A 20,103-nucleotide genomic window follows, 5' to 3' on the forward strand; every position below is an offset into this window, starting at 1 on the left:
TCCCTGCCGTCGGTGGCCTGGGTGCCGCCGGCCGTGATCTGGCTGGGCCTCAACGACTCGATGATGTACGCGGTGATCCTGCTCGGCGCCGTCCCGTCCATCGCCAACGGCCTGGTGTCGGGCGTCGACCAGGTGCCGCCGCTGTTCCTGCGGGCGGGCCGCACGCTGGGCGCGACGGGGCTCAAGGGCACCTGGCACATCGTGATGCCGGCCGCGCTGCCCGGCTATCTGGCCGGTCTGAAGCAGGGCTGGGCCTTCTCGTGGCGGTCCCTGATGGCCGCCGAGATCATCGCCACCTCCCCCGACCTCGGCATCGGGCTGGGGCAACTCCTCGAACAAGGCCGCACCAACAGCAGCATGTCCCAGGTGTTCCTCGCCATCTTCCTGATCCTCGTCGTCGGCATCGCGATCGACCTGCTGATCTTCAGCCCGCTGGAGCGGTGGGTGCTGCGCAGTCGCGGCCTGCTGGCAAGGAGCTGAGTCCTGTGTTCAAGAAGCCGGTTCTTCTCGTCATCGCCCACGGCAGCCGCGACCCGCGGCATGCCGCGACCGTGCATGCCCTGGTACGCCGGGTGCGCTCGCTGCGCCCGGACGTACGGGTGGAGACCGGCTTCCTGGACTTCAACATCCCGTCGGTGCAGGGCGTGCTGGAGTCGCTGGCCGCGGAGGGCGTCCGTGACGTCGTCGCCCTCCCGCTGCTGCTGACGCGCGCCTTCCATGCGAAGGCGGACATCCCGGCGGTGCTGCGGGACGCGCCGCCGCAGCTCCGGATCCGCCAGGCGGAGGTGCTGGGTCCGTCCCCGCTGCTCCTGACCGCTCTGGAACGGCGCCTGTACGAGGCGGGTCTGAGCCCCGCCGGCAAGTCCTCGACCGGGGTCGTCCTGGCCTCGGCGGGGTCCTCCGACCCGGAGGCGAACGCAGTGATCGCAGCAATCGCGCGGGAGTGGCGGCACACCGGTTGGTGCGCCGTGCGACCTGCGTTCGCCTCCGCATCCCTTCCCCGCACCGAGGACGCGGTGCGGGAACTGCGGGAACTCGGCTGCGATCGGGTGGCCGTCGCGCCGTACGTCCTCGCTCCCGGTTTCCTCCCGGACCGCATCGCTCGGGGGGCGGCCGGGGCGGATGTATTGGGGGATGTGCTTGGGGCGGCGCCTGAGGTGGCGCGGGTGTTGGTGGAGCGGTACGAGGCGGCTCGGGTGCCGGTGCTGGCTGCGGTCGGGGCGTGAGCCTCCGACGGTTGGGCGGGGTGCCTGCGGCGGCCCGTTGAGGTGGGTGGGGTTCGCGTAGCGCCTTGCGGTTCGTCGCGGGTCGGGGCCGTGGGCGAGTGCGGGTGTGGGGGGGGGCGCCACGGCGGCATCGGGACTCCTTGCTGTCAGTGCTCGAGGCTCATGGCCTGTTCGGCCAGTCTCAGGAGTTCGGCCACCGGCATCGACCCCGCCGCCCGCCTCTCCCTCGCGAAGGTGTTGGCGAGGCGCTGGAGGAGGTCGTTCAGAGGTGTGGGTACGCCGTGGAGGCGGCCCAGGAGGGTGATCTCGCCGTTGAGGTAGTCGGCCTCGATGGTGCCGGTGCCCCGGGTGAGGGACTGCCAGGAGGAGCCGCCGCCGCGTGGGGTGCCGGGGAGGGGGACGAGGGTGACCTTGTCGCCGCGTACCGCGCGTTGTTCCTCGGCACCGGCGTAGGCGATCCCGGCGGCGTCCAGCACGGTGGCGCCCTCGGCACGCACCCGCTGGAACAGTGCCGCGGCCTCCTCGCTGTCGACGGGGCCGGACACGGCCTCCAGGGCGTTGCCGAGGTTGGCCAGCAGCTTGGCGTACTGCCAGCGGGCCACGTCCGCCACGACCGGTGCCTCGAAGTGCGACTTCTCCAGGTCGGCGGCGATGAGGCGGGCCGTCTCGTCGGTGCCGTGCGGGTGGCGGCCGAGGTGGAGGATGCCGGTGAGAGGGCTGCCGGCCGCGGAGACGACACCGGGTTCGACGTACGTCGACGGGAGCCAGACGCAGACGCCGTAGACCTGTCGGAAGAGGCGCAGGGCGAGGCGCTGGCTCTCTACGCCGTTCTGCGCGCAGACGAGCGGGAGCCGCTCGGCGGCCGTACCGCCGCCCGCGACCGGGGCCGGGCCCCACGTCTGTAGCGCGGCCGCACTGTCCTGGGTCTTGACGGCCAGGACGAGTACGTCGTCGGGGCGGAGCTCCCCGAGGGCGGCGGGGCTTTCGACGACCGGTGGCCGGTAGGTCAGCTCGCCCTCCGGCACCCTGAGCCGCAGCCCGTGGTCCCGTAGGGCCTCGAAGTGCGCGCCACGCGCGACCAGTACGACCTCGTGCCCCGAACCGGCGAGCCGCCCACCGATGACACCGCCGACCGCTCCTGCCCCGATGATGATGTAGCGCATACGACGAGCCTCGCACACCGGTCCACCGGGTTGACCTTGCCCCTGGGGCAGGCTTGAGGGTCCCCGCATGGACGACGACTTCTACTTGCGGCAGACGCCTTACAGCGATCCGGGGGAACTGGACGTCAGTGGGCTGCCGAGCGATCCGCGTCAACTCGCCCGTGTGGTACGGGATGTGATCATCCACCAGGGGGACGGAGCGCGCTTGGGATACGTCATCCCCGAGCGACGGCTGCGCGAGGACGCCGAGTCCCGGTACGTCACCGAGATCCTGCGGATCCTGCGCGAGCGGCGGAACGCCCCGTTGACCGAGGCTCGGCAGCCGGAGGAGCGGTTCGTGGGGACGTGCCGGGACTTCGCGCTGTTGCATGTGTCGCTGTTGCGGGCCACGGGAACGCCCGCCCGAATCCGGGGCGGCTTCGCCACCTACTTCGTGGACGGTTTCCACGAGGACCACTGGGTCAGCGAATACCGGCTTCCGGACGGGAGTTGGCGACTGGTCGACCCCCAGGTCCTGCATCCGGCCTACGGCGATCTCGGCTTCGATCCGCTGGACGTGCCCCGCGACCGGTTTCTCGTGGCGGGCGACGCGTGGCGGGCCTGCCGGGGCGGGGAGGCGGATCCGGAGACCTTCGGGTTCTGGAGTGAGGGGGCGCTGCGCGGGATGTGGTTCGTCCGGGGCAGTCTCGTCCTCGACCTCGCGTGCCGGGGTGGCGTGGAGACACTGCCCTGGGACGGCTGGGAACCACTTGCGGGCTTCGGTGACGTGTCGCTGTCGGACGACGATCTCGCGCTCCTGGACGCCGTGGCCGCCGCGCACACCGACGACGACGTGCGGCGTCTGTGCGCGCGGTCGCGGCTGGCGCCGCCGCGCGAGATCCTCTCCAAGTCGCCCTCCTTCGGTCTGCGCAGGGTCACGCTTCCTCGGGGCTGAACGGTGTCCCCTGGTGGAAGTACATCCGCCATCCGTCGGCCGTCCGGCGCCACAGCGAGCTGCGGTGGGCGTGCCGGCCGCCGTACTCCGTGTCGAAGGTCAGGTGGACGACGTCGGGGGCGAGCCGGACGCCCCGGATCTCGGAGCTGACGACGTAGCGGTCCGCGGGATCCTCCGGATCGGTGTCCGCCGGCAGTCGGGCCATGGTCGACGCCCGGTCCCAGCGCCTCCCCGAGGAACCGAACTCGTGGAAGTCGGGGTGCAGCAGCGCCCCGAGCAGTTCGGCCGAGCTGCGGACTTCGGGGTCCAGCAGCCTCAACTCGCCCTCGATGGCCGCGTGCACGGCGGAGTCATGTTCAGTCACCTGTCATCTCCACGAGCTTCACGACGGTGTTCCAGTTGCGGCTGGTGGCGATCAACCCCTTGTTCAGCCGGGGTCGCGACAGGACTTCGGCGAGCTTGGAGCGGCCCAGGCCGTTCGGGGCGTAGAGGTACAGCGCGCGGTCGCCGAGGCGGAACTCCTCCGGGAGGTGGGCGGGCTGGTCGATCTCGGCGAAGCGGTCGGCGTCGACCGGGGCGGAGAAGTAGGTGACATGGAGCTGCTTGGGCTCCAACTCGGCTGCGGGGAAAGGGCAGTTGTCGGCGACGGCCCGGAGGTAGGCGTGGTCGCGCACGATGACGTCCACGGCGAAGCCGAAGTGCTTGTCGATGGCCGACGTGAGCTCGGCGGCCAGGGAGTCCTCGTCGCCGTGGTCGGTGGTGAAGACCGCCTGGCCGCTCTGGAGGTAGGTGCGTACGCCGCCGTGGCCGAGGCCGGTCAGGAGGGTGCGCAGGTCGGCCATCGGGACTTTTCTGCTGCCGCCCACGTTGATTCCACGCAGCAGCGCCGCATACGTCGTCGTCATCCGGCCACCTTAAGGCGGCCCACTGACAGTGACCGGGCTGTCGTGGCCGTCGTGCCCCGTGGGGGTGGGCACGACGGCCCGGAGCCGTAAGTTACTCACCGGTCAGCACGGAGCACAACCTCGTCGCCCCGATAGATGTAAGGGACCTTCATCCTCCCCAGTGGGGAGAGGGCGGTGCCCGAGCGGATGAGTTACGGCCGTCTCAGTTCACCGGGAAGCACGACGAGATGGCTTTATCCGGCCCATACCTTCGAAACGAAAGGGGGCGGCAGGGGGCCGCCACCGCAATCAAGGGGGCAAGCCCGTCATGGGGAACGGAGACACGCGAGTGCGGGGACTCGCCGCCCGCGCAGGCGGCTGGAGCGCCCGCCATCGATGGGCTGCCGTCGGCATCTGGGTGCTGTTCGTCGTCCTGGCGATGGGGCTCGGTTCGGCGGCGGGCCGGGTCGACGTCAAGGACAGCGACCAGCTGAAGGGCGAGACGCACACCGCCGCCAAGATCGTCGAGGACGCCGGGATCGACGAGCCGGCCGGTGAGACCGTCCTGATCCAGGCGAAGGACGGTGGCCTCAAGGCCACGGACGCCGAGTTCAGGTCTGCGGTCGCCGCGGTCGTGAAGGCGGTCGAGGGCACCGGCGAGGTCACGGACGTGACGTCGCCGTACGACACGCGGACCATCTCGAAGGACGAGCGCAGCGCGCTCGTGCAGTTCGACATGCGCGGCGAGGCGGACACCGCGGGTGAGCGCGTGGAGCCCGTGCTGAAGGCCGTCCAGGACGTCCAGAAGGACCACGAGTCGCTGCGGATCGAGGAGATCGGCGGCGCGAGCATGATGAAGACGTTCGACGACGCGTTCGGGGACGACTTCCAGAAGGCCGAGTACTCGGCGGTGCCGGTGGCCCTCGGCATTCTGCTCATCGCCTTCGGCGCGCTGGTGGCGGCCCTGCTGCCGGTGCTTCTCGCGGTCACCGCGATCATGGCGACGATGGGCCTGATGGGCATCGTCAGCCACGTCATGCCGATGAGCGACACCGCCAACTCCGTGATGCTGCTGGTCGGTCTGGCCGTCGGCGTCGACTACTGCCTGTTCTATCTGCGCCGTGAGCGGGAGGAGCGGGAGGCGGGACGCGATGCGCAGACGGCTCTGCGGGTCGCCGCCGCCACCAGCGGCCGCGCGATCATCGTCTCCGGGGTCACGGTGTGCGTGGCGATGGCGGGCATGCTGTTCACGGGGCTCGCCGAGTTCGAGGCGATGGGCCTGGCCTCGCTGATGGTCGTCGCGGTCGCGATGGTCGGTTCGGTGACCGTCCTGCCGGCGCTGCTGTCGATGCTGGGCGAGCGGGTCGAGAAGGGCAAGATCCCCTTCCTGCACCCGCAGAGCAAGCTCCGTCGCAACCGGGGGCGCGGCAACCGCGAGAGCCGGTTCTGGACGGCCGTACTGAAGGGCGTGCTCGCCCGGCCGGTCGTCTCGGTCGCCGTCGCGGCCGGTGCGCTGCTCGCCATCGCGGCTCCCGCGCTCGGCATGAAGACCGAGCAGCTCACCCTGGACAAGGAGTTCGGCGACTCGCTGCCGATCGTGCAGACGTACAACCGGCTCAACGAGGCCTTCCCCGGGGGTTCCGAGCCGGCCGAGGTGGTCGTCAAGGCGGACGACATCAACGCGCCCGGGGTGAAGTCCGCGCTGGCCGACTTCCGTGAGCGGGCGATCAGTTCGGGTGCCTCGCGCGGCCCGGTGGAGATCAAGCTGCACGACGAGCAGAACATCGCCTTCGTGTACGTCCCGCTGGTCGGCGGCTCCGACCTCGACAAGGCGGGTGTGAGCCTGGACAAGCTGCGCGACGAGGTACGGCCGGCCACGCTCGGCAAGGTCGACGGTGTCGAGGCGCCGATCACCGGGCAGGTCGCCGGTTCGAAGGACTTCAACGACCAGCTGGCCGGAGCCGTCATCCCGGTCTTCGCGTTCGTCGTCGTCTTCGCCTTCGGCCTGATGCTGCTGTCGTTCCGCTCACTGACGGTCGCCGTCACCTCGATCGTGCTGAACCTGCTGTCGGTGGGCGCCGCGTACGGCATCCTCGTCGCGGTCTTCCAGCACGGCTGGGGCGCTTCGCTGGTGGGCGCGGAGGGCGTCGGCGCGATCGTCACCTGGCTGCCGCTGTTCCTCTTCGTGATCCTGTTCGGCCTGTCGATGGACTACCACGTGTTCGTGGTCTCGCGGATCCGCGAGGCGCGGCTGCGGGGCCGTTCGACGAAGGACGCGATCCAGCACGGTGTGGTCACCACGGCCGGGGTCGTCACCAGTGCCGCGGTCATCATGGTCGCCGTGTTCGCGATCTTCGGCACGCTGTCCATGCAGTCCATGAAGCAGATGGGCGTCGGACTCGCGGCGGCTGTGCTGATCGACGCGACGATCATCCGGGGCGTGCTGCTCCCCGCGGTGATGGCGCTGCTGGGCGAGCGCAACTGGTATCTGCCGAAGTGGCTGCACCGGCTGCCGGACCTGACGCACGACGAGGCGCCGGAGGCCGTGACGCCGAAGGCGGCCCGGGACGACGAGGGCGAGCGGGTGCCCGTCTGACCCGTCCGCCCGACGAGCGGGGCCCGTCGACTCCCCCGGGGTCGGCGGGCCCCGCCGCGCATGTCACGGTGGCCGCACGCGGCGCGCCAACCTGCGCCCCCAAGTCTGGCCCGGTACTTCGACGTAGCGGTGGGTCAGCACGCTGAGTGGCAACAGCGCGGCGAAGAAGGCCACTTCGAGCGCGAGATCATCCTGGGGTCGGCGGCCGAGCGTGCTGTCGATCACCGCCAGCAGCACCGGATGCGTCAGATAGACCGAGTAGCTGATCGTGCCCAGTCCGCTCAGCATCCGCGGTATGCGGCGGTGACGCGCCGCCAGTCCGGCGCCGAAGGTCAGCACGGCCAGCAGGAACGCGACGATCCAGCCGCGCCGCGTGAAGTGGCCGCCCTCGCCGTACCGATAGGCGCTGCCCACGGCACAGGCGACCACCACGACCGCCGTGCCCGCCGCGCACCGCCAGGTGCTCTGGCCGTTCACGGCCCGGTGGACGGCTGTGCCGAGGAACATCACCGCGAGGATCACCAGGCCTTCCCAGAGCGGGACCGTGCCGTTGAACGGGACCAGGAAGAGCGCGGTGACCCCACCCAGCACGCCGCCGAACACCCGCAGTACGGGTGACGTGGTGCTCGCACAGCAGAGTGCGACCGCCATGGCCGTCGAGGCGAACGCGATCAGCGGGCCGGTGCCGACCAGTCCGGACAGGGCCGAGGGCGGCATCACGACCCCGGCCGCCACGCTCACGGCGGCGAGCACGGCAAGGAGGACGGCCGTCGCCGCGGACCGACGGTGCAGGCGGACCGTGAACAGAGCGACGACCAGCAGGTAGAAGGACATCTCGTACGAGAGCGTCCACAGGACGAGCAGCAGATTGGGTGTGCCCAACAGCTCCTGAAGCATCGTGGCGTGGGCGACCGCCACCATGACGGGGCTCTGCTGACCGAAGTCGCGCGACTCCGCGACGCCCAGGAGGTCGGCGGCGAGGAGCGCGGCGACGACGGCCGCCCACAGCGGGTACACACGGAAGAGCCGTCCGATCCAGAACGTCCGGACGCAGCCCCGGCGCTCCAGCGAGGCGGGCACGATGTAGCCGCTCACCAGGAAGAACACCATGATGCCGTAGCGGCTGGTGCTGAACTGCGGCATCAGCTCCCGCCGGAAGTCCGCCATGAAGGTGTACGACGAGTGGTCGAACACCACGACGAGTGCGGCGATGCCGCGCAGCGCGTCCAGCCAGCCCAGGCGGGCGGCGGAGACGAGGGGTGGGGATTCCATGCGCGGGCGCGGTCCTGTTCCGTGCGGGCGGGTGCCGGGTTCGGCGTGGGGCGTCTCCGAGTTCAGCGGCCGGCGAATTGTTCGGCAGTACCGTTCTGGCGGCCGAACAATGGCGGGGTACGAACAGGGGTGGCTGGAGGGGGTGCGGGGGTGGCGGGTCGTCGGGAGGCGCCGGTGGATCCGGCGGCGGGGCCGGTGCAGCGGTTCGCGTTCGAGTTGCGCAAGCTGCGGGCGGAGGCGGGCGGGGTCACCTACCGGACGCTGGCCCGGCGGGCGGGCTACTCGGTGACGACGCTGTCGCAGGCCGCGGCGGGCGAGCGGTTGCCGACGCTGCCGGTGGCCCTGGCCTATGCGCAGGCGTGCGGCGCGGATCTGGCGCAGTGGGAGGCGCGGTGGAAGGAGGCGGTGGCGGAGTCCGCCGACGACGGTTCCCGGGACGACGACGGATCAGTGGCTCCGTACCGTGGGCTGGCCCGGTTCGAGACCGGGGACAGCGCCTTGTTCTTCGGCCGGGAACAACTCACCTCGGACCTGGTCGACCTGCTGCGCCGGCGACGGTTCGCGGCGGTCTTCGGCCCCTCCGGCAGCGGCAAGTCCTCGCTGCTGCGCGCCGGACTGGTCCCGGTGCTCCGACAGACCCGGGAGCCGGATTTACGTCCGGCCGGGATCCGGATCCTGACGCCGGGCGCACATCCCGCCCGCACCCATGCGTCCCTCCTCACGCCCGCGGCCCCCGGCGAGGACGGCGCCGGGGCCGACACGTTCGTGATCGTCGACCAGTTCGAGGAGCTCTTCACCCTCTGCCGCGATCCCGCCGAACGGACCCGCTTCCTCGACCTGCTGCTGGCCGCCCGACGGCCGGAGAGCCGATTACGGGTGCTCGTGGCCGTACGCGGCGACTTCTACGGCCGCTGCGCCGAGCACCGCGAACTGGCCGACGCACTGCGCGATGCCAACCTCCTGGCCGGTGCGATGACTTCGGCGGAACTGCGCGACGCCGTCGTCAAGCCGGCCACGGCCGCCGGGCTGATCGTGGAGCGAGCCCTCACCGCCCGGCTGGTCGAGGAGGTCGCCGACGCCCCGGGCGGACTGCCGCTGCTGTCCCACGCGCTGCTGGAGACCTGGCGCCGCCGCCGCGGCAAGACCCTGACGCTGGCGGGCTACGAGGCGGCCGGCCGTCTGGACGGCGCGATCTCGAAAACCGCCGAGGAGGTCTACGGCCGCTTCCCCGAGGCCCGGGCGGCCGCCGCCCGCAGGGTGTTGCTGCGCCTGGTCGCCCCTGGTGACGGCACCCCCGACACCCGCCGTCCCGTGGAGCGCGCGGAACTGTCCGGCATCGGCCGGGAGGACACCTCCGAGGTGCTGGAGGCGTTCGCGGGGGCACGGCTGCTCACCCTCGACGGCGACACCGTCGAGATGGCCCACGAGGCCCTGATCACGGCCTGGCCCCGGCTGCGCGGGTGGATCGAGGACGACCGCGAACGCCTGCGGGTGCACCGGAAGCTGACGGAGGCGGCGCATGCCTGGCGGGAACTGGGCCGGGAGAAGGGCGCGTTGTACCGGGGCAGCCGCCTGGCCGCCGCCCGGGAACACTTCGGCGGGGCGGCCCGCGAGGACCTGACCGACCTGGAGCGTGCCTTCCTGGACGCCGGCCGCGACCACGAGCTGAGGGGCCGTCGCCGGTACCGGCTGACGCTCACCGCGGTCACGACGGCCCTGTGTCTCGCCCTCGTCGCGGCGGGCCTCGCCGTGCGGCAGTGGCAGAGCGCGGTCACCGCCCAGGAGCTGGCGCGGTCCCGGCAACTGGCCGCCCAGTCCGGCGCACGGCTGGAGATCGACCCCGACCGAGCCGCCCTGCTGGCCGTCCAGGCCTACCGCACCAGCCCGACCCGCGAGGCCACCACCGCCCTGTACGCCGCCGCGGCCCTCCCGCTGCGCATGCGCCTGGTCAGTGGCACCGACCCCGTGCACTCCATCGCCCTCAGCCCGGACGGGCGCACCCTCGCCGCGCACGGCGGGGACGGCACCGTGCGGATCTGGGACCTGCCCGAAGGCCGGCTCCGGCACACGTTCGCCGGCCGCGACGTCCGCGAGGTCATGGAGTTCAGCCCCGACGGACGGATGCTCGCTGTCGCCGGCTCGGTCGGCTCGGGTGCGGTGCTGGGCCTGTGGGATCCGGTCACCGGCAGGAAGGTCAGCAGCCTCACCGTGCCCGACGGTTCGGTACGGGGGGTGGACTTCAGCCCCGACGCTCGTATGGTGGCCGTCTCCTCGCTGTCGGCCGTGCGGGTGTGGGAGGTGGCCACAGGTCGCGAGCGGCACACCTTCACCGGCCTCCCCGACCTGGAGGACGTCGCCTTCGGCCCCGACGGACGTACCGTCGCCGCGGTGAGTTTCGACGGGCGGGTGCGGGTGTGGGACATGGCCACCGGCCGCACCCGGAGCACCCATGACAGCCGAGCCGAGGGTGATGCGGTGGTCTTCAGCCCGGACGGACGGACTTACGCGGCTGTCCGCAGCGACGGCTCGGTGCGACTGCGGGAGGTGGCCGACGGCGTCGTCCGGCGCACGATCAAGGACGGACCCAGCAGGTGGGACCAGCCGGCCTTCTCCCCTGACGGGCGGACCCTCGCCGTCCCGGGTCCTCAGGACACGGTGCGCCTGTGGGACACCGTCTCCGGCGCCGCACGGGCCACGGTGACCGCCGGTCACCGCGGACGCGGGGCCATGACGGTGGCCCTCGGCCCGGACGGCCGCACCCTGGTCACCAGCGGCAACCTGGACCCCGCCGTACGCGTGCACCGTCCGACCGGCGATCAGCCGCGGACCACTCTGCGAGGCGGTGCCGGAAGCTCTGTCGCCGATATCGCCTTCAGCCCGGACGGACACACGGTGGCGACGATGGGCCATGATCCGTCCGCCCGCGAGTCGGTGGAGCTCTGGGACGCCGGGACCGGCGGTCGCGAAGCCGCACTGGCACCCGGCACCGACCTGACGTCCCGGGTGGAGGGAATGCCCATCGCGGTGTCCCGCCCCAGGGACGTGGGATTCGCCCCGACCGGGCGTGCCCTGGCCGCCAGGACGGGCAGGAAGGGAGTGATCGAGGTCCGGGACGTCGCCACGGGCCGCCTGCGCCAGAGCCGTGCGTGGGGCGGCGTCGAGGAGGTGGTCCTCAGCCCCGACGGGACGCGGCTGGCCCTCGTCGGCGGCGCGGGGTCGGTGCGGATCTGGCACCTTGCGACCGGCGCGGTCGACACCGTCCGCACCGGCGACGGAAACCCCGTCAGAACGGTGGCGTTCAGCCCGGACGGCCGCACACTCGCCGTAGTGACCATCGAGGGCGGCGACGAACCGGTCACTCTCCTCGACGCCGCGACCGGCCGCACCCAGCACACCATCCGGCCGAGCGCCCGAGGCCCGCTGTCCCTCGTGTTCAGCCCGGACGGGACCACCATGGCCACCACGAGCGGCGGATCCGTGAAGGCGTGGGACGTGCGCACCGGAGACCTCCGGGACGGCTTCACCGCCGGCACGGAGGTCGGGTCGCCGACCTTCAGTCCTGATGGGCGTACCTTGGCCGCGGCCGGCTCCGGAGGTGTGCGCCTCTGGGACCTCGCCACCGGCCGGGCCAGGATCAGCCTGCCGGGCCGGTCACCCGCGGCGGTGGTGTTCAGCCCGGACGGTCGGACCCTTGCCGTCGGCACGGGCGGCTCCGTCGAGTTGTGGGACGTCTACCTGCCGGACCCGGCTCGCGCGATCCGCGCCATCGAGGCGGCCGTCGGCACCACTCACCGGGCGTCCCCCCGCGCCGCAGGTTGAGCCGTCAGCTCGGCCTCGACGAGGTCGGCGGCCCGGCGCGTCCCGCCCTCCCCGGCCATCTCGGCCTGGATGTCCTTCAGACGCCCGGCGACCTCGGGGTCGTCGACCAGCGCGAGGGCCGTCTCGCGCAGGAGCTCGGCGGTGGCCTCGTCCGTCGGGACGTGGCGGGCGACGCCGAGTGCCTGGAGCATGTCGGCGTTGCCGAACTGGTCCGCGGCCTGGGGTACGGCGATCATCGGGGTGGCCGTGGCGAGACCCTCCTGGCTGCCGCCGGCGCCGGCGTGGGTGACGAACAGGTCGGCCTGCTTCAGGATCGTCAACTGCGGGACCCAGGAACGCACTTCGACGTTGGCCGGTAGGTCTCCGAGCTCGGCGGGGTCGACGTGTCGGCCGACCTGGAGGACCAGGTGCCAGCCCGGCAGGTCGCCGAAGGCCCGCACGCACTCCCGGTAGAAGGCCGGCTGCTTGGTGAAGGCCGACCCGAGGGAGACGAGCACGACCTTCTCGGCGCCGGCCGGGCGCTGCCAGTCGCCTTCGGCGGTGCGGTCGGCCTGGCAGGCGCCGACGAAGGAGTACACGGTTTCGTCGACGCGGTCGGCGTTCGGCTGGAGCGCCTTCGGGATCAGGACGAGGGAGCGGTCGGGGCGTCCGGCTGGGGGTCCCCCCTCTGGGGGAGGATCGGGGTGCTGGGTGATGCCGTTCTCCTCCAGCCATGCCTGGAAGCGCTCGTAGTAGGCCCGCCCGCGTTCCGTCTTCTTCGGCTCCTCCCACATCGGCTCGGCCACCTCCTGCTCGTATCCCTCCCAGGCGACCATGCACGGCGAGAGCGAGATCGCGGGGACGCCCCAGCGGTGGGCGAGGACGCGGGCCGGGTACGAGGCGATGTCGTGCAGGACGAGGTCCGGCTCGTCTCCGTCGTACGCCTCGACCAGCTGCGGCAGTGCCTGGATCGCGTCGGCCAGGAACGGCTCGACGTTGTCCAGCAGGGTGCTCCCCCAGGCCTCCGGGTCCGCGTCGGGGCCGGGCAGCGTGGAGTTCCAGAGCTTCGGTTCGGCGCCGGTGCCGGCGACCTTCTCGGCGAAGGCCGGTGGAATCGCGTACGTGACCCGGTGCCCACGCGCCACGAGCTCGCGGATCACTTCGAGGCTGGGGTTCACGTGGCCGTGGGCGGCGATGGAGAACATGGCGATGTGAGCGGGGGTGGTCATGGGAACGACACTAAGCGAGACGATACGTCTCGTGCAAGTTGCTTTCGCGGTGCCGGTCCCCGTGTTTCACGGCGCCAGCACCCCGTGCAGTGCCAGCCACGCCCCCGGCGGCACCTCACCGACCAGCACCCTCGGGTCGAGGCCTGCCGCGCGGAACGCCGCGTCGACCCGCCGCCGCGGGTGGACCCGGCGCAACGACGCGTGCAGGGATCCGCCCACGCCCGAGAACCCCAGCTCCACCAGCTGCCGCCAGCTCGCGTACGCGGCGGTGTCGAGCAGCGGGGTGCGGCGCCGCTCGATCCGTACGATCCCCGCGTCCACGCGCGGCACGGGCCGGAAGCTGTGCCGCCCGACCCGGCCGAGCATCCGCCACTCGTATCGCGGCCAGGTCAGGACGGTCAGCCGGGTCCAGCTGCCGTAGTCGCCCGTGCGTTTGCGGGCGTACTCCAGCTGGGTGAGGAGGGTGGCGTCGGTGAGGGCGGGCGCCCGCAGGCACCAGTCGACGATGGCCGCGGTGCGGGAGAAGGGGACGTTGCCGACGACGGAGAACGGGGTGCTCGGCGGACGTGCGGTGAGGAAGTCCTCGCCGATGACGCGGACTTGGGGGGTGCGCGAGAAACGTGAGCGCAGGGCGGGAAGGAGGCGGGGGTCGATCTCGTATGCGAGGAGGCGTTGGCAGCGCGGGGCGAGGAGCTCGGTCAACGCGCCCTTCCCGGCGCCGACTTCGAGCAGCACAGGCGCCTGGCGCCCCTGCGGTACTGCGAGGCGGGCGAGTCGTCCCGCGGCGGTGCGGTCGGCGAGGAAGTTCTGCGAGAGCGCGCGGGATACGCGGGTGGGGCGGGCCATGGCCTGCGGTCCTTGTCTTCCGTGGAGAGGGAAAGGGCAGACGAAGGCCCTGACCGGAAGACGGGAGAAAAGATGGGGAGCAGTGGCTCCGCGTGGGATCAGCGGGCGTGGTTCCCCGGGCCGGTCAGGGCTCCGGGGCCGCGGCGCATCCGTACGGAGTGCGCGTAGCCCCGGCCGTGACCGGAGATGCAGATCGCGTTGTTCGCTGCCACGGACGGCACGTTAGGCGTGGCCGGGTGCCCCGGACAACCGAATTACCTGGGCCTCGCGTCAGCGCTGGTAGCGGGCGAGCACCAGGTTCCCGTCGTCCTCCAGGCGCTCACGCAGCTCGCGCAGCCCGATGGCTCCGCTGTAGTACTCCTGGAACGCGGGTGTGGCGACCTTGTCCTTCCATTCCGGGTAGCCGCGTACCGACTGGGCGGGTGCCGAGCGCAGGTGTGCGGCGAGGGCGGTACCGGTGGCCCAGTCGTTCTCGGTGGTGTGCAGGGCCGGATCCTTCAGGGCCTGAATGCCGGTGGGCAGCATCCAGTCGCCCAGCGCCAGCCGGACCATGTTCTCGGGGCGCAGCAGGAAGTCGATGAATTCGGCGGCCTCCGCCTGGTGCGGGCTGTCCTCGGCGATGGACAGGGTCTGCGGGCTGACGCCCTGGGTGAGGCCGTCGGCGCCCGCCGGGGCGGGCAGCACCTGCCAGTCGAAGCCCTTCGGCGCCTGCTGCACGATCTGCTGCCGGTAGGAGAAGCCGAGCGGGACCATCGCGTAGCGGCCGCCGAAGAACCCGGGCAGGGTGTCCGAGCCGCCGCTGCCCAGGGTCGTGGGCGACGCGCTGCGGTCGGCGTTGACCTGGTCGTGGACGGTGCGCGGCATCACCTCGTCGGCCGACTCGAAGCGGACGGTGACCTTGCCGTCGGCGCCGCGGTGGAAGAGCTGCCCGCCGGCCGACAGGGACAGGTTGAGGGAGGCGGAGACGGGTTCCTTGAGCGGCCAGGCGACACCGTACTTCCCGTCCCCGCTCAGCTGTTCGGTGACCTTGCGGAACTCCGGCCAGCTCCACGGCCGTTCGGGGGTCGGGATGCGTACGTCCGCCTCTTTCAGCCACTTCGCGTTGGCGATGAGCACCCGCGGCTCCTGGAGGAACGGCACGCCGTAGATCCGGCCGTCGAAGGTCGCCGTGTCCCAACTGCGCTGCGGGATGTCGGACTTGAGCCGCTGCGGCAGCAGGTCGGTCAGGTCCGCGAGGTAGCCGCCGTACGCGAAGTCCGCGAGGTCGTCAGAGGCGTCGTGGATGATGTCCGGGGCCTCACCGCCCTCGAAGGAGGTGAGCAGCTGGTCGTGGACGCTGTCCCAACTGCCCTGGACATACTCGACCTTGACGTCGGGATGGGTCGCGTTCCACTCCGCCACCAGCTCCTTGTTGGCCTCGACGGACTCCTCCTGCCAGGCCAGTGACTGGAAGCGCAGGGTGACGGGTCCGCCGGAACGGCCGTCGTCGCCGCTGCATCCGGCGAGCAGCAGGGCGAGGACGGCCACCAGGGCCGGCAGCATTCTCGTACGCATCAGCTCTTCACCGCCCCGGCGAGCATGCCGCCCGTGATCCGCCGCTGGATGACCGCGAAGACCACCAGCGAGGGCAGCGTCGCGAGGAACGCGGCGGCGGCCAGCGGGCCGAGATCCGCGACGCCTTCCGCGCCGATGAAGTGGGTGAGGACCACCGGCAGGGTCTGCTTCTCGGGGGTCTTCAGCAGCACGAGCGCGAAGAAGAACTCGTTCCAGGCCGTGACGAACGCGAACAGCGCCGTCGCCACGATCCCCGGTGCGAGCAGCGGCGCCGTCACAGACACCAGCGTCCGCACCCGCCCGGCCCCATCGACGGCGGCCGCCTCCTCCAACTCGGGCGGCACCGCGCGGACGTACCCGACGAGCATCCACAGCGCGAACGGCAGTGCCCACACGACGTACACCATGACCAGCCCCGGCACCGAGTTGATCAGCCGCAGGTTCTTCAGGACCAGGAACAGCGGGATGATCACCAGGACGAGCGGGAACGCCTGGCTGACGACCACCCAGCCGGTCGCCGCGCGCGCGAGCCGGGTGCGGTGGCGGGCCATGACGTAGGCCAGCGGCGTCGCGAGGAGTACGGCGATCAGGGCGGCGCCGAGTGCGGCGACCAGGGAGTTGAGGGCGGCGTGCAGCAGGGGCTGTTCGTCGAAGGCCTGGCGGAAGTTGGCGAGGGTGGGGTCCTTCGGGATCCAGGTGGGGTGCAGGCTGCCCAGTTCGCGCGGCGGTTTGAAGGCGGTGGAGATCAGCCAGAGGAAGGGGAAGGCGAGGAAGAGGAGGTAGGCGAGGAGGGCGGCGTACTGGCCGACACGGCCCGCGGCGCTGGTCCTCATGACCGGTCACCTCCCCTGAGCCGGCCGACGAGGACGACGGAGAGGAGGATCGAGATCACCGCGACCATCACGCATCCCATCGCGGCCGCGTAGCCGAACTGCCCGTAGCGGAAGGCCTCTTCGTAGGCGAAGAGCATCGGCAGGCGGGTGCGGCCACCGGGGCCGCCGCTGGTGAGGACGTAGACCAGGGCGAAGGAGTTGAAGTTCCAGATGAGGTTGAGGGCCGTGATGGACAGGGCGACGGGGCGCAGGGCGGGCCAGGTGACCGTGCGAAAGCGGCGCCAGGCGCCGGCGCCGTCCACGGCGGCCGCCTCGTGCAGTTCGCGCGGGGTGTTCTGGAGGCCGGCGAGCAGGGCGACGGTCGTGGTCGGCATCCCCGCCCAGATACCGACCACGATGACGGCGGGCAGGGCGGTGCCCAGCCCGCTGAGCCAGTCGCGGCCGTCGCCGAGGCCGAGGTCGCGGAGTGTCTCGTTGAGGATGCCCGCGTCGGGGTTGTAGACCAGCCGCCACATGACGCCGACGACGACCTCGGGCATGGCCCAGGGGACGATCGCCAGGGCGCGGGCCAGCCAGCGCAGCCGCAGGTCCTGGTTGAGGAGGAGGGCGAGGCCGAGCGCGAGCAGGAACTGTGGCACGGTGACGCCGACGGCCCAGACCAGGCCGATCCGGAACGACTCCCAGAACAGCGTGTCCTGCAGCAGGTCCCGGAAGTTGAGACCGCCGATCCACTGGGTGGGCTGGGTCCGTCCGGACTGGGCGTCGGTGAAGGACAGCAGGATGCCGTAGAGCAGCGGTCCCACGCTCAGGATCAGGATCGGGATCAGCGCGGGGAGGACGAGGAACCAGGCGCCGTGATCCGTGACCCGCCGCTGGTTCCGGTCTTCCGGCGTGCGTCTCACCGACCTCTCCGCCTCGGTCACCGATGTCACGGAATCAGCCCCTTTGCGCGGCTCGGGTGGGCCCCGTCATGGTCGTGAAGGCGCCGTACCCCGTCAAGACCGCGCGCACGCGGTCCGACCTGTGGAAATGCGAGACTGACCGGCGGGTGGCGAGAACTCGACGCCACCGGTACGGATCAACGACACCGTCGATGCGGATCGATCCGTATGGATATGGGACAGGCCGGGCGGGACACGGAGGCGGACGATGGACGAGGCACGGGCGCGGGACGTACTGACCGGCGCGGGAGTCCTGTCCGGCCCGGCGCGGGACGCGCGCCTGCTCGCCCTGGGTGAGAACGCGGTGTTCGCCGCCGGTGACCTGGTCGTCAAGGTGGGCCGCGACGCCCAACTCCTGGACCGGGCCCGGCGCGAACTGGACATCGCGATGTGGCTGGCGGAGGCGGACGTTCCGGCGGTGCGGGCCGCCGAGGCGAAGCCGCTGCTGGTGGAAGGGCACCCGGTCACCGTGTGGTACCGCCTGCCCGACGCCGTACGGCCCGCCGAGCCCCGGGATTTGGCCGAACTGCTACGGGTCGTGCACGCCCTGCCCGCGCCCTCCTTCGCGCTGCCGCCCCGTGAGTTGCTGGGGGGTGTGGAGCGCTGGCTGCGGCTGGCGGGGGACGCGATCGACGCGGCGGACGCGGCGTATCTGCGGCAGCGCCGGGACGGCTTCGCGGCGGCCTCGGCCGCCCTGCCTCCGCATCTGCCGCCGGGTCCGATCCATGGGGACGCGCTGCCGCGCAACGTCCACATCGGGCCGGACGGGCCGGTCCTGGTGGATCTGGAGACCTTCTCGGCCGATCTGCGCGAGCACGACCTGGTGGTCATGGCGCTCTCCCGCGACCGGTACGGGTTGCCCGAGGCGTCCTACCGGTCGTTCGTCGAGGCGTACGGCTGGGATGTGCGGGAGTGGGAGGGGTGCTCGGTGCTGCGGGGGGCGCGGGAGACGGCGAGTTGCGCGTGGGTGGCTCAGCACGCGCCGAGCAATCCGAAGGCGTTGGCCGAGTTCGAGCGGCGGGTGGCGTCGTTGCGGGACGGGGACGAGACGGTGCGGTGGTATCCGTTCTGAGCGTCGGCGCTCCGGCGCGTCGATCCCTAGGTCCTGTCGTTCTTCCGGCGCACCATCTCGGTGATCCAGACCGGCGCGAACGGTGACGTGCAGCCGGGGGACGTCGGGTAGTCCTTGAGCACCTCCAGACGCTCACCGATGGCGAGGGCCCGGGTGCGGTACTCGGCGTGTTCGATCCCGATCTGCGCCAGGCAGTGGTTCATCGCCCACTGGAGCCGGTCCGGGGCGTCCTTCATCTCCGCCTCGACGGTGTCGAGCAGTCCGGGGAGGTCGAGGCCCTCGGGCTTCTTCGCCACGCGTTCCGTGGTCAGCGCCCAGCCGGCGCTCGCGACGACGGGATCGGGGTCGGCGAACCAGGCCACGCGCAGCTCCTCGGCGTGCGGGCTCTTCTTCACCACGTAGTTCACGAGCCAGTCGTGCACCTTGGGGGTGCCCGCGTCGCGCACCATCGTGTCCAGCTCGTCGCGCTCGAACGCCTTCGGGCGGCAGATCAGCAGCGCCAGCAGTCTGGCCGCGGTGTCCTCGGTCGCCCAGAGCCGGCGCGCGAGCTCCTGCTGGGTCTTCAGCCGCTTGGCGAGCGCGCGCAGCTTGCCGAGGTTCACGCCGTGATCGTCGCCGTGCTTCTCGTTCACCGCGCGGATCCTGGGGTCGTCGAGCTCGGCCAGTTCGGCCAGCACCTCGTCCACCGTCGTCTCGGTCAGCGCCGTCTCGGCCACCTCGGTCTCCTGTCCCTCATGCGCGGGATTCAGCCTACGGCGGAAAGCGCCGGCCGCCTCGTGCGGTTCTCATGGCCGCGCGTTCCGGATGGTGCGCGCGGCGTGACGCAGTTCGGTGAGGACGGTACGGACGGCTGTGCGGGCCGTGCGTTCGGGGCGGTAGAGCGCGTCGATGTGGCGCCTGGCCTGGACTCCGCTCAGTGGCTTCAGGACCAGCGCCGGATGCGGGCGCATCGTCCAGCGCGGGATCAGTGCGAGGCCGCCCCCGGCCGCCACGGCCTCGGCCACCACCGCGAACTCGTTGATGCGGTGGGCTAGGTGGGGGCGGCGTCCGGCCGCCGCGGCGATGGCCTCGATGACGGCGAGCACCGGGAAACCGTCGTGCACGGTGATCCATGGTTCGTCGGCCACGTCACGCGGGGTGACTCGGCGCCGCGCGGCCAGCGGATGGTCGGCGGGCATGGCCACATCGAGCGGCTCGCGCAGCAGCGTCGTCGTGGCCACCGTGTCCGGCCAGGGCGGGGCGTGGTCCAGACGGTGGGCGAGAACGACGTCGTATTCCCTGGTCAGGCGTGGGAAGTCCTCCTGCGGTACGTCCTCGTCGGCGAGCCGTGGTACCGGCCGGCCCGGCCCGGCGAGCGCGCGGAGCAGCAGCGGGAAGAAGGCGGAGCCCGCGCTGTGGAACGCCGCCACCGACACCTCCGCGTCCGGCCGCCCGAGGAACTCCTCCACGGTGTGCCGCGCCCGCGCGAGCGCCGTCTCCACCTCCACGGCCGCGCCGGCCAGCGCCTGTCCGGCGTCGGTGAGCACCAGCCGACGGCCCTGCCGCTCGGTGAGCGGCACCGGGATCGCGCGCTGGAGCAGCCGTAGCTGCTGGGAGATCGCCGACGGTGTCACCAGCAGCGCCTCGGCGACGGCCGTGACACTCCCCAGTTCACCGAGCTCCCGCAGGATCCGCAGCTGCCGTTCGTCCATGGCGTCAGTGTAGGGACGATGTAGTGGCGCTAAATGATCGTTTTAGAAAGTGGTACTGGGCTTC

The 20,103-nt window shown here is 71.7% G+C and carries 16 protein-coding genes and 1 pseudogene; 6 read left to right on the plus strand and 11 right to left on the minus strand.

Features of this window, described 5'->3' with window-relative positions:
* Both ACZ4UU_RS33280 and ACZ4UU_RS33285 read left to right on the plus strand, forming a co-directional pair.
* Nucleotides 1–480 (plus strand): ABC transporter permease (locus tag ACZ4UU_RS33280; protein ID WP_471907101.1); only part of this gene is annotated, 480 nt, incomplete at its 5' end.
* Nucleotides 481–485: 5 nt separating this feature from the next.
* Nucleotides 486–1,226: a sirohydrochlorin chelatase gene (locus ACZ4UU_RS33285; RefSeq protein ID WP_471907102.1), complete on the plus strand. Its 741-nt coding sequence runs from the start codon at nt 486–488 to the stop codon at nt 1,224–1,226.
* 146 nt (nt 1,227–1,372) lie between these two features.
* Here the strand turns inward: ACZ4UU_RS33285 and ACZ4UU_RS33290 are convergent, their stop codons facing one another.
* A complete protein-coding gene (locus tag ACZ4UU_RS33290; protein ID WP_471907103.1) occupies nt 1,373–2,389 on the minus strand; it encodes a ketopantoate reductase family protein in 1,017 nt (338 codons plus the stop codon).
* 67 nt (nt 2,390–2,456) lie between these two features.
* On the opposite strand from ACZ4UU_RS33290, the gene ACZ4UU_RS33295 reads away from it, so the two are divergent.
* Complete coding sequence (locus tag ACZ4UU_RS33295) at nt 2,457–3,323, plus strand: transglutaminase-like domain-containing protein (RefSeq protein WP_471907104.1); 867 nt, start codon at nt 2,457–2,459, stop codon at nt 3,321–3,323.
* Here the strand turns inward: ACZ4UU_RS33295 and ACZ4UU_RS33300 are convergent.
* Nucleotides 3,304–3,687, minus strand: coding sequence for a nuclear transport factor 2 family protein (locus ACZ4UU_RS33300; protein WP_471907105.1), 384 nt, complete (start codon nt 3,685–3,687; stop codon nt 3,304–3,306). The two genes, ACZ4UU_RS33295 and ACZ4UU_RS33300, sit on opposite strands and share 20 nt — an antisense overlap.
* Nucleotides 3,680–4,228, minus strand: a complete 549-nt coding sequence (locus tag ACZ4UU_RS33305; protein ID WP_471907106.1) for a DUF1697 domain-containing protein — start codon at nt 4,226–4,228, stop codon at nt 3,680–3,682. Before ACZ4UU_RS33305 ends, ACZ4UU_RS33300 begins: the two co-directional genes overlap by 8 nt.
* Before the next feature lie 307 nt (nt 4,229–4,535).
* Here ACZ4UU_RS33305 and ACZ4UU_RS33310 point away from each other — a divergent pair, with 307 nt between their 5' ends.
* A complete protein-coding gene (locus ACZ4UU_RS33310) occupies nt 4,536–6,803 on the plus strand; it encodes an MMPL family transporter (protein WP_471907107.1) in 2,268 nt (755 codons plus the stop codon).
* Between the two features lie 63 nt (nt 6,804–6,866).
* Here the strand turns inward: ACZ4UU_RS33310 and ACZ4UU_RS33315 are convergent, their stop codons facing one another.
* Nucleotides 6,867–8,075 carry an acyltransferase family protein gene (locus tag ACZ4UU_RS33315; RefSeq protein WP_471907108.1) on the minus strand — a complete coding sequence of 403 codons (1,209 nt, stop codon included), beginning with the start codon at nt 8,073–8,075 and terminating at the stop codon, nt 6,867–6,869.
* 150 nt (nt 8,076–8,225) lie between these two features.
* Here ACZ4UU_RS33315 and ACZ4UU_RS33320 point away from each other — a divergent pair, with 150 nt between their 5' ends.
* Nucleotides 8,226–11,894 carry an nSTAND1 domain-containing NTPase gene (locus ACZ4UU_RS33320; protein WP_471907109.1) on the plus strand — a complete coding sequence of 1,223 codons (3,669 nt, stop codon included), beginning with the start codon at nt 8,226–8,228 and terminating at the stop codon, nt 11,892–11,894.
* On the opposite strand, the pseudogene mgt reads toward ACZ4UU_RS33320, so the two are convergent.
* The 5 genes and pseudogenes from mgt to ACZ4UU_RS33345 all read right to left on the minus strand — a co-directional run bounded on the left by mgt (nt 11,864) and on the right by ACZ4UU_RS33345 (nt 17,267).
* Nucleotides 11,864–13,172: pseudogene (gene mgt, locus ACZ4UU_RS33325) on the minus strand (macrolide-inactivating glycosyltransferase). The gene ACZ4UU_RS33320 and the pseudogene mgt overlap by 31 nt on opposite strands.
* Nucleotides 13,169–13,948 (minus strand): ErmE/ErmH/ErmO/ErmR family 23S rRNA (adenine(2058)-N(6))-methyltransferase, encoded by a 780-nt coding sequence (gene erm / locus ACZ4UU_RS33330; RefSeq protein ID WP_471907110.1) that lies wholly within the window; start codon nt 13,946–13,948, stop codon nt 13,169–13,171. The pseudogene mgt and the gene erm overlap by 4 nt, the downstream one beginning before the upstream one ends.
* A gap of 270 nt (nt 13,949–14,218) precedes the next feature.
* Nucleotides 14,219–15,502: an ABC transporter substrate-binding protein gene (locus ACZ4UU_RS33335; protein WP_471907111.1), complete on the minus strand. Its 1,284-nt coding sequence runs from the start codon at nt 15,500–15,502 to the stop codon at nt 14,219–14,221.
* The gene (locus tag ACZ4UU_RS33340; RefSeq protein WP_471907112.1) at nt 15,502–16,335 is read right to left on the minus strand and encodes a carbohydrate ABC transporter permease; all 834 of its coding nucleotides are present in this window, start codon (nt 16,333–16,335) and stop codon (nt 15,502–15,504) included. Before ACZ4UU_RS33340 ends, ACZ4UU_RS33335 begins: the two co-directional genes overlap by 1 nt.
* On the minus strand, nt 16,332–17,267 hold the full coding sequence (locus ACZ4UU_RS33345; protein WP_471907113.1) for a carbohydrate ABC transporter permease: 936 nt from the start codon (nt 17,265–17,267) through the stop codon (nt 16,332–16,334). Before ACZ4UU_RS33345 ends, ACZ4UU_RS33340 begins: the two co-directional genes overlap by 4 nt.
* A gap of 217 nt (nt 17,268–17,484) precedes the next feature.
* Between ACZ4UU_RS33345 and ACZ4UU_RS33350 the strand changes: the two genes are divergently transcribed.
* Nucleotides 17,485–18,348: an aminoglycoside phosphotransferase family protein gene (locus ACZ4UU_RS33350; RefSeq protein WP_471907114.1), complete on the plus strand. Its 864-nt coding sequence runs from the start codon at nt 17,485–17,487 to the stop codon at nt 18,346–18,348.
* A gap of 26 nt (nt 18,349–18,374) precedes the next feature.
* Here ACZ4UU_RS33350 and ACZ4UU_RS33355 read toward each other — a convergent pair whose 3' ends face one another.
* Together ACZ4UU_RS33355 and ACZ4UU_RS33360 are read right to left on the minus strand one after the other, a co-directional pair.
* Nucleotides 18,375–19,064, minus strand: a complete 690-nt coding sequence (locus tag ACZ4UU_RS33355; RefSeq protein ID WP_471907115.1) for a DNA alkylation repair protein — start codon at nt 19,062–19,064, stop codon at nt 18,375–18,377.
* A gap of 69 nt (nt 19,065–19,133) precedes the next feature.
* Entirely contained in the window at nt 19,134–20,039 is a 906-nt protein-coding gene (locus ACZ4UU_RS33360) for a LysR family transcriptional regulator (protein WP_471907116.1), read from the minus strand.
* Between the last annotated feature and the right edge of the window lie 64 nt (nt 20,040–20,103).

Source organism: Streptomyces sp. NPDC028907, assembly GCF_055564995.1.

Bases quoted from the DNA above. Each gene is read 5' to 3' on its own strand.
- ACZ4UU_RS33290 (WP_471907103.1), bottom strand. From the start codon at position 2,389: ATGCGCTACATCATCATCGGGGCAGGAGCGGTCGGCGGTGTCATCGGT.
- ACZ4UU_RS33295 (WP_471907104.1), top strand. From the start codon at position 2,457: ATGGACGACGACTTCTACTTGCGGCAGACGCCTTACAGCGATCCGGGG.
- ACZ4UU_RS33305 (WP_471907106.1), bottom strand. From the start codon at position 4,228: ATGACGACGACGTATGCGGCGCTGCTGCGTGGAATCAACGTGGGCGGC.
- ACZ4UU_RS33310 (WP_471907107.1), top strand. From the start codon at position 4,536: ATGGGGAACGGAGACACGCGAGTGCGGGGACTCGCCGCCCGCGCAGGC.
- ACZ4UU_RS33315 (WP_471907108.1), bottom strand. From the start codon at position 8,075: ATGGAATCCCCACCCCTCGTCTCCGCCGCCCGCCTGGGCTGGCTGGAC.
- erm (WP_471907110.1), bottom strand. From the start codon at position 13,948: ATGGCCCGCCCCACCCGCGTATCCCGCGCGCTCTCGCAGAACTTCCTC.
- ACZ4UU_RS33335 (WP_471907111.1), bottom strand. From the start codon at position 15,502: ATGCGTACGAGAATGCTGCCGGCCCTGGTGGCCGTCCTCGCCCTGCTG.
- ACZ4UU_RS33340 (WP_471907112.1), bottom strand. From the start codon at position 16,335: ATGAGGACCAGCGCCGCGGGCCGTGTCGGCCAGTACGCCGCCCTCCTC.
- ACZ4UU_RS33350 (WP_471907114.1), top strand. From the start codon at position 17,485: ATGGACGAGGCACGGGCGCGGGACGTACTGACCGGCGCGGGAGTCCTG.
- ACZ4UU_RS33360 (WP_471907116.1), bottom strand. From the start codon at position 20,039: ATGGACGAACGGCAGCTGCGGATCCTGCGGGAGCTCGGTGAACTGGGG.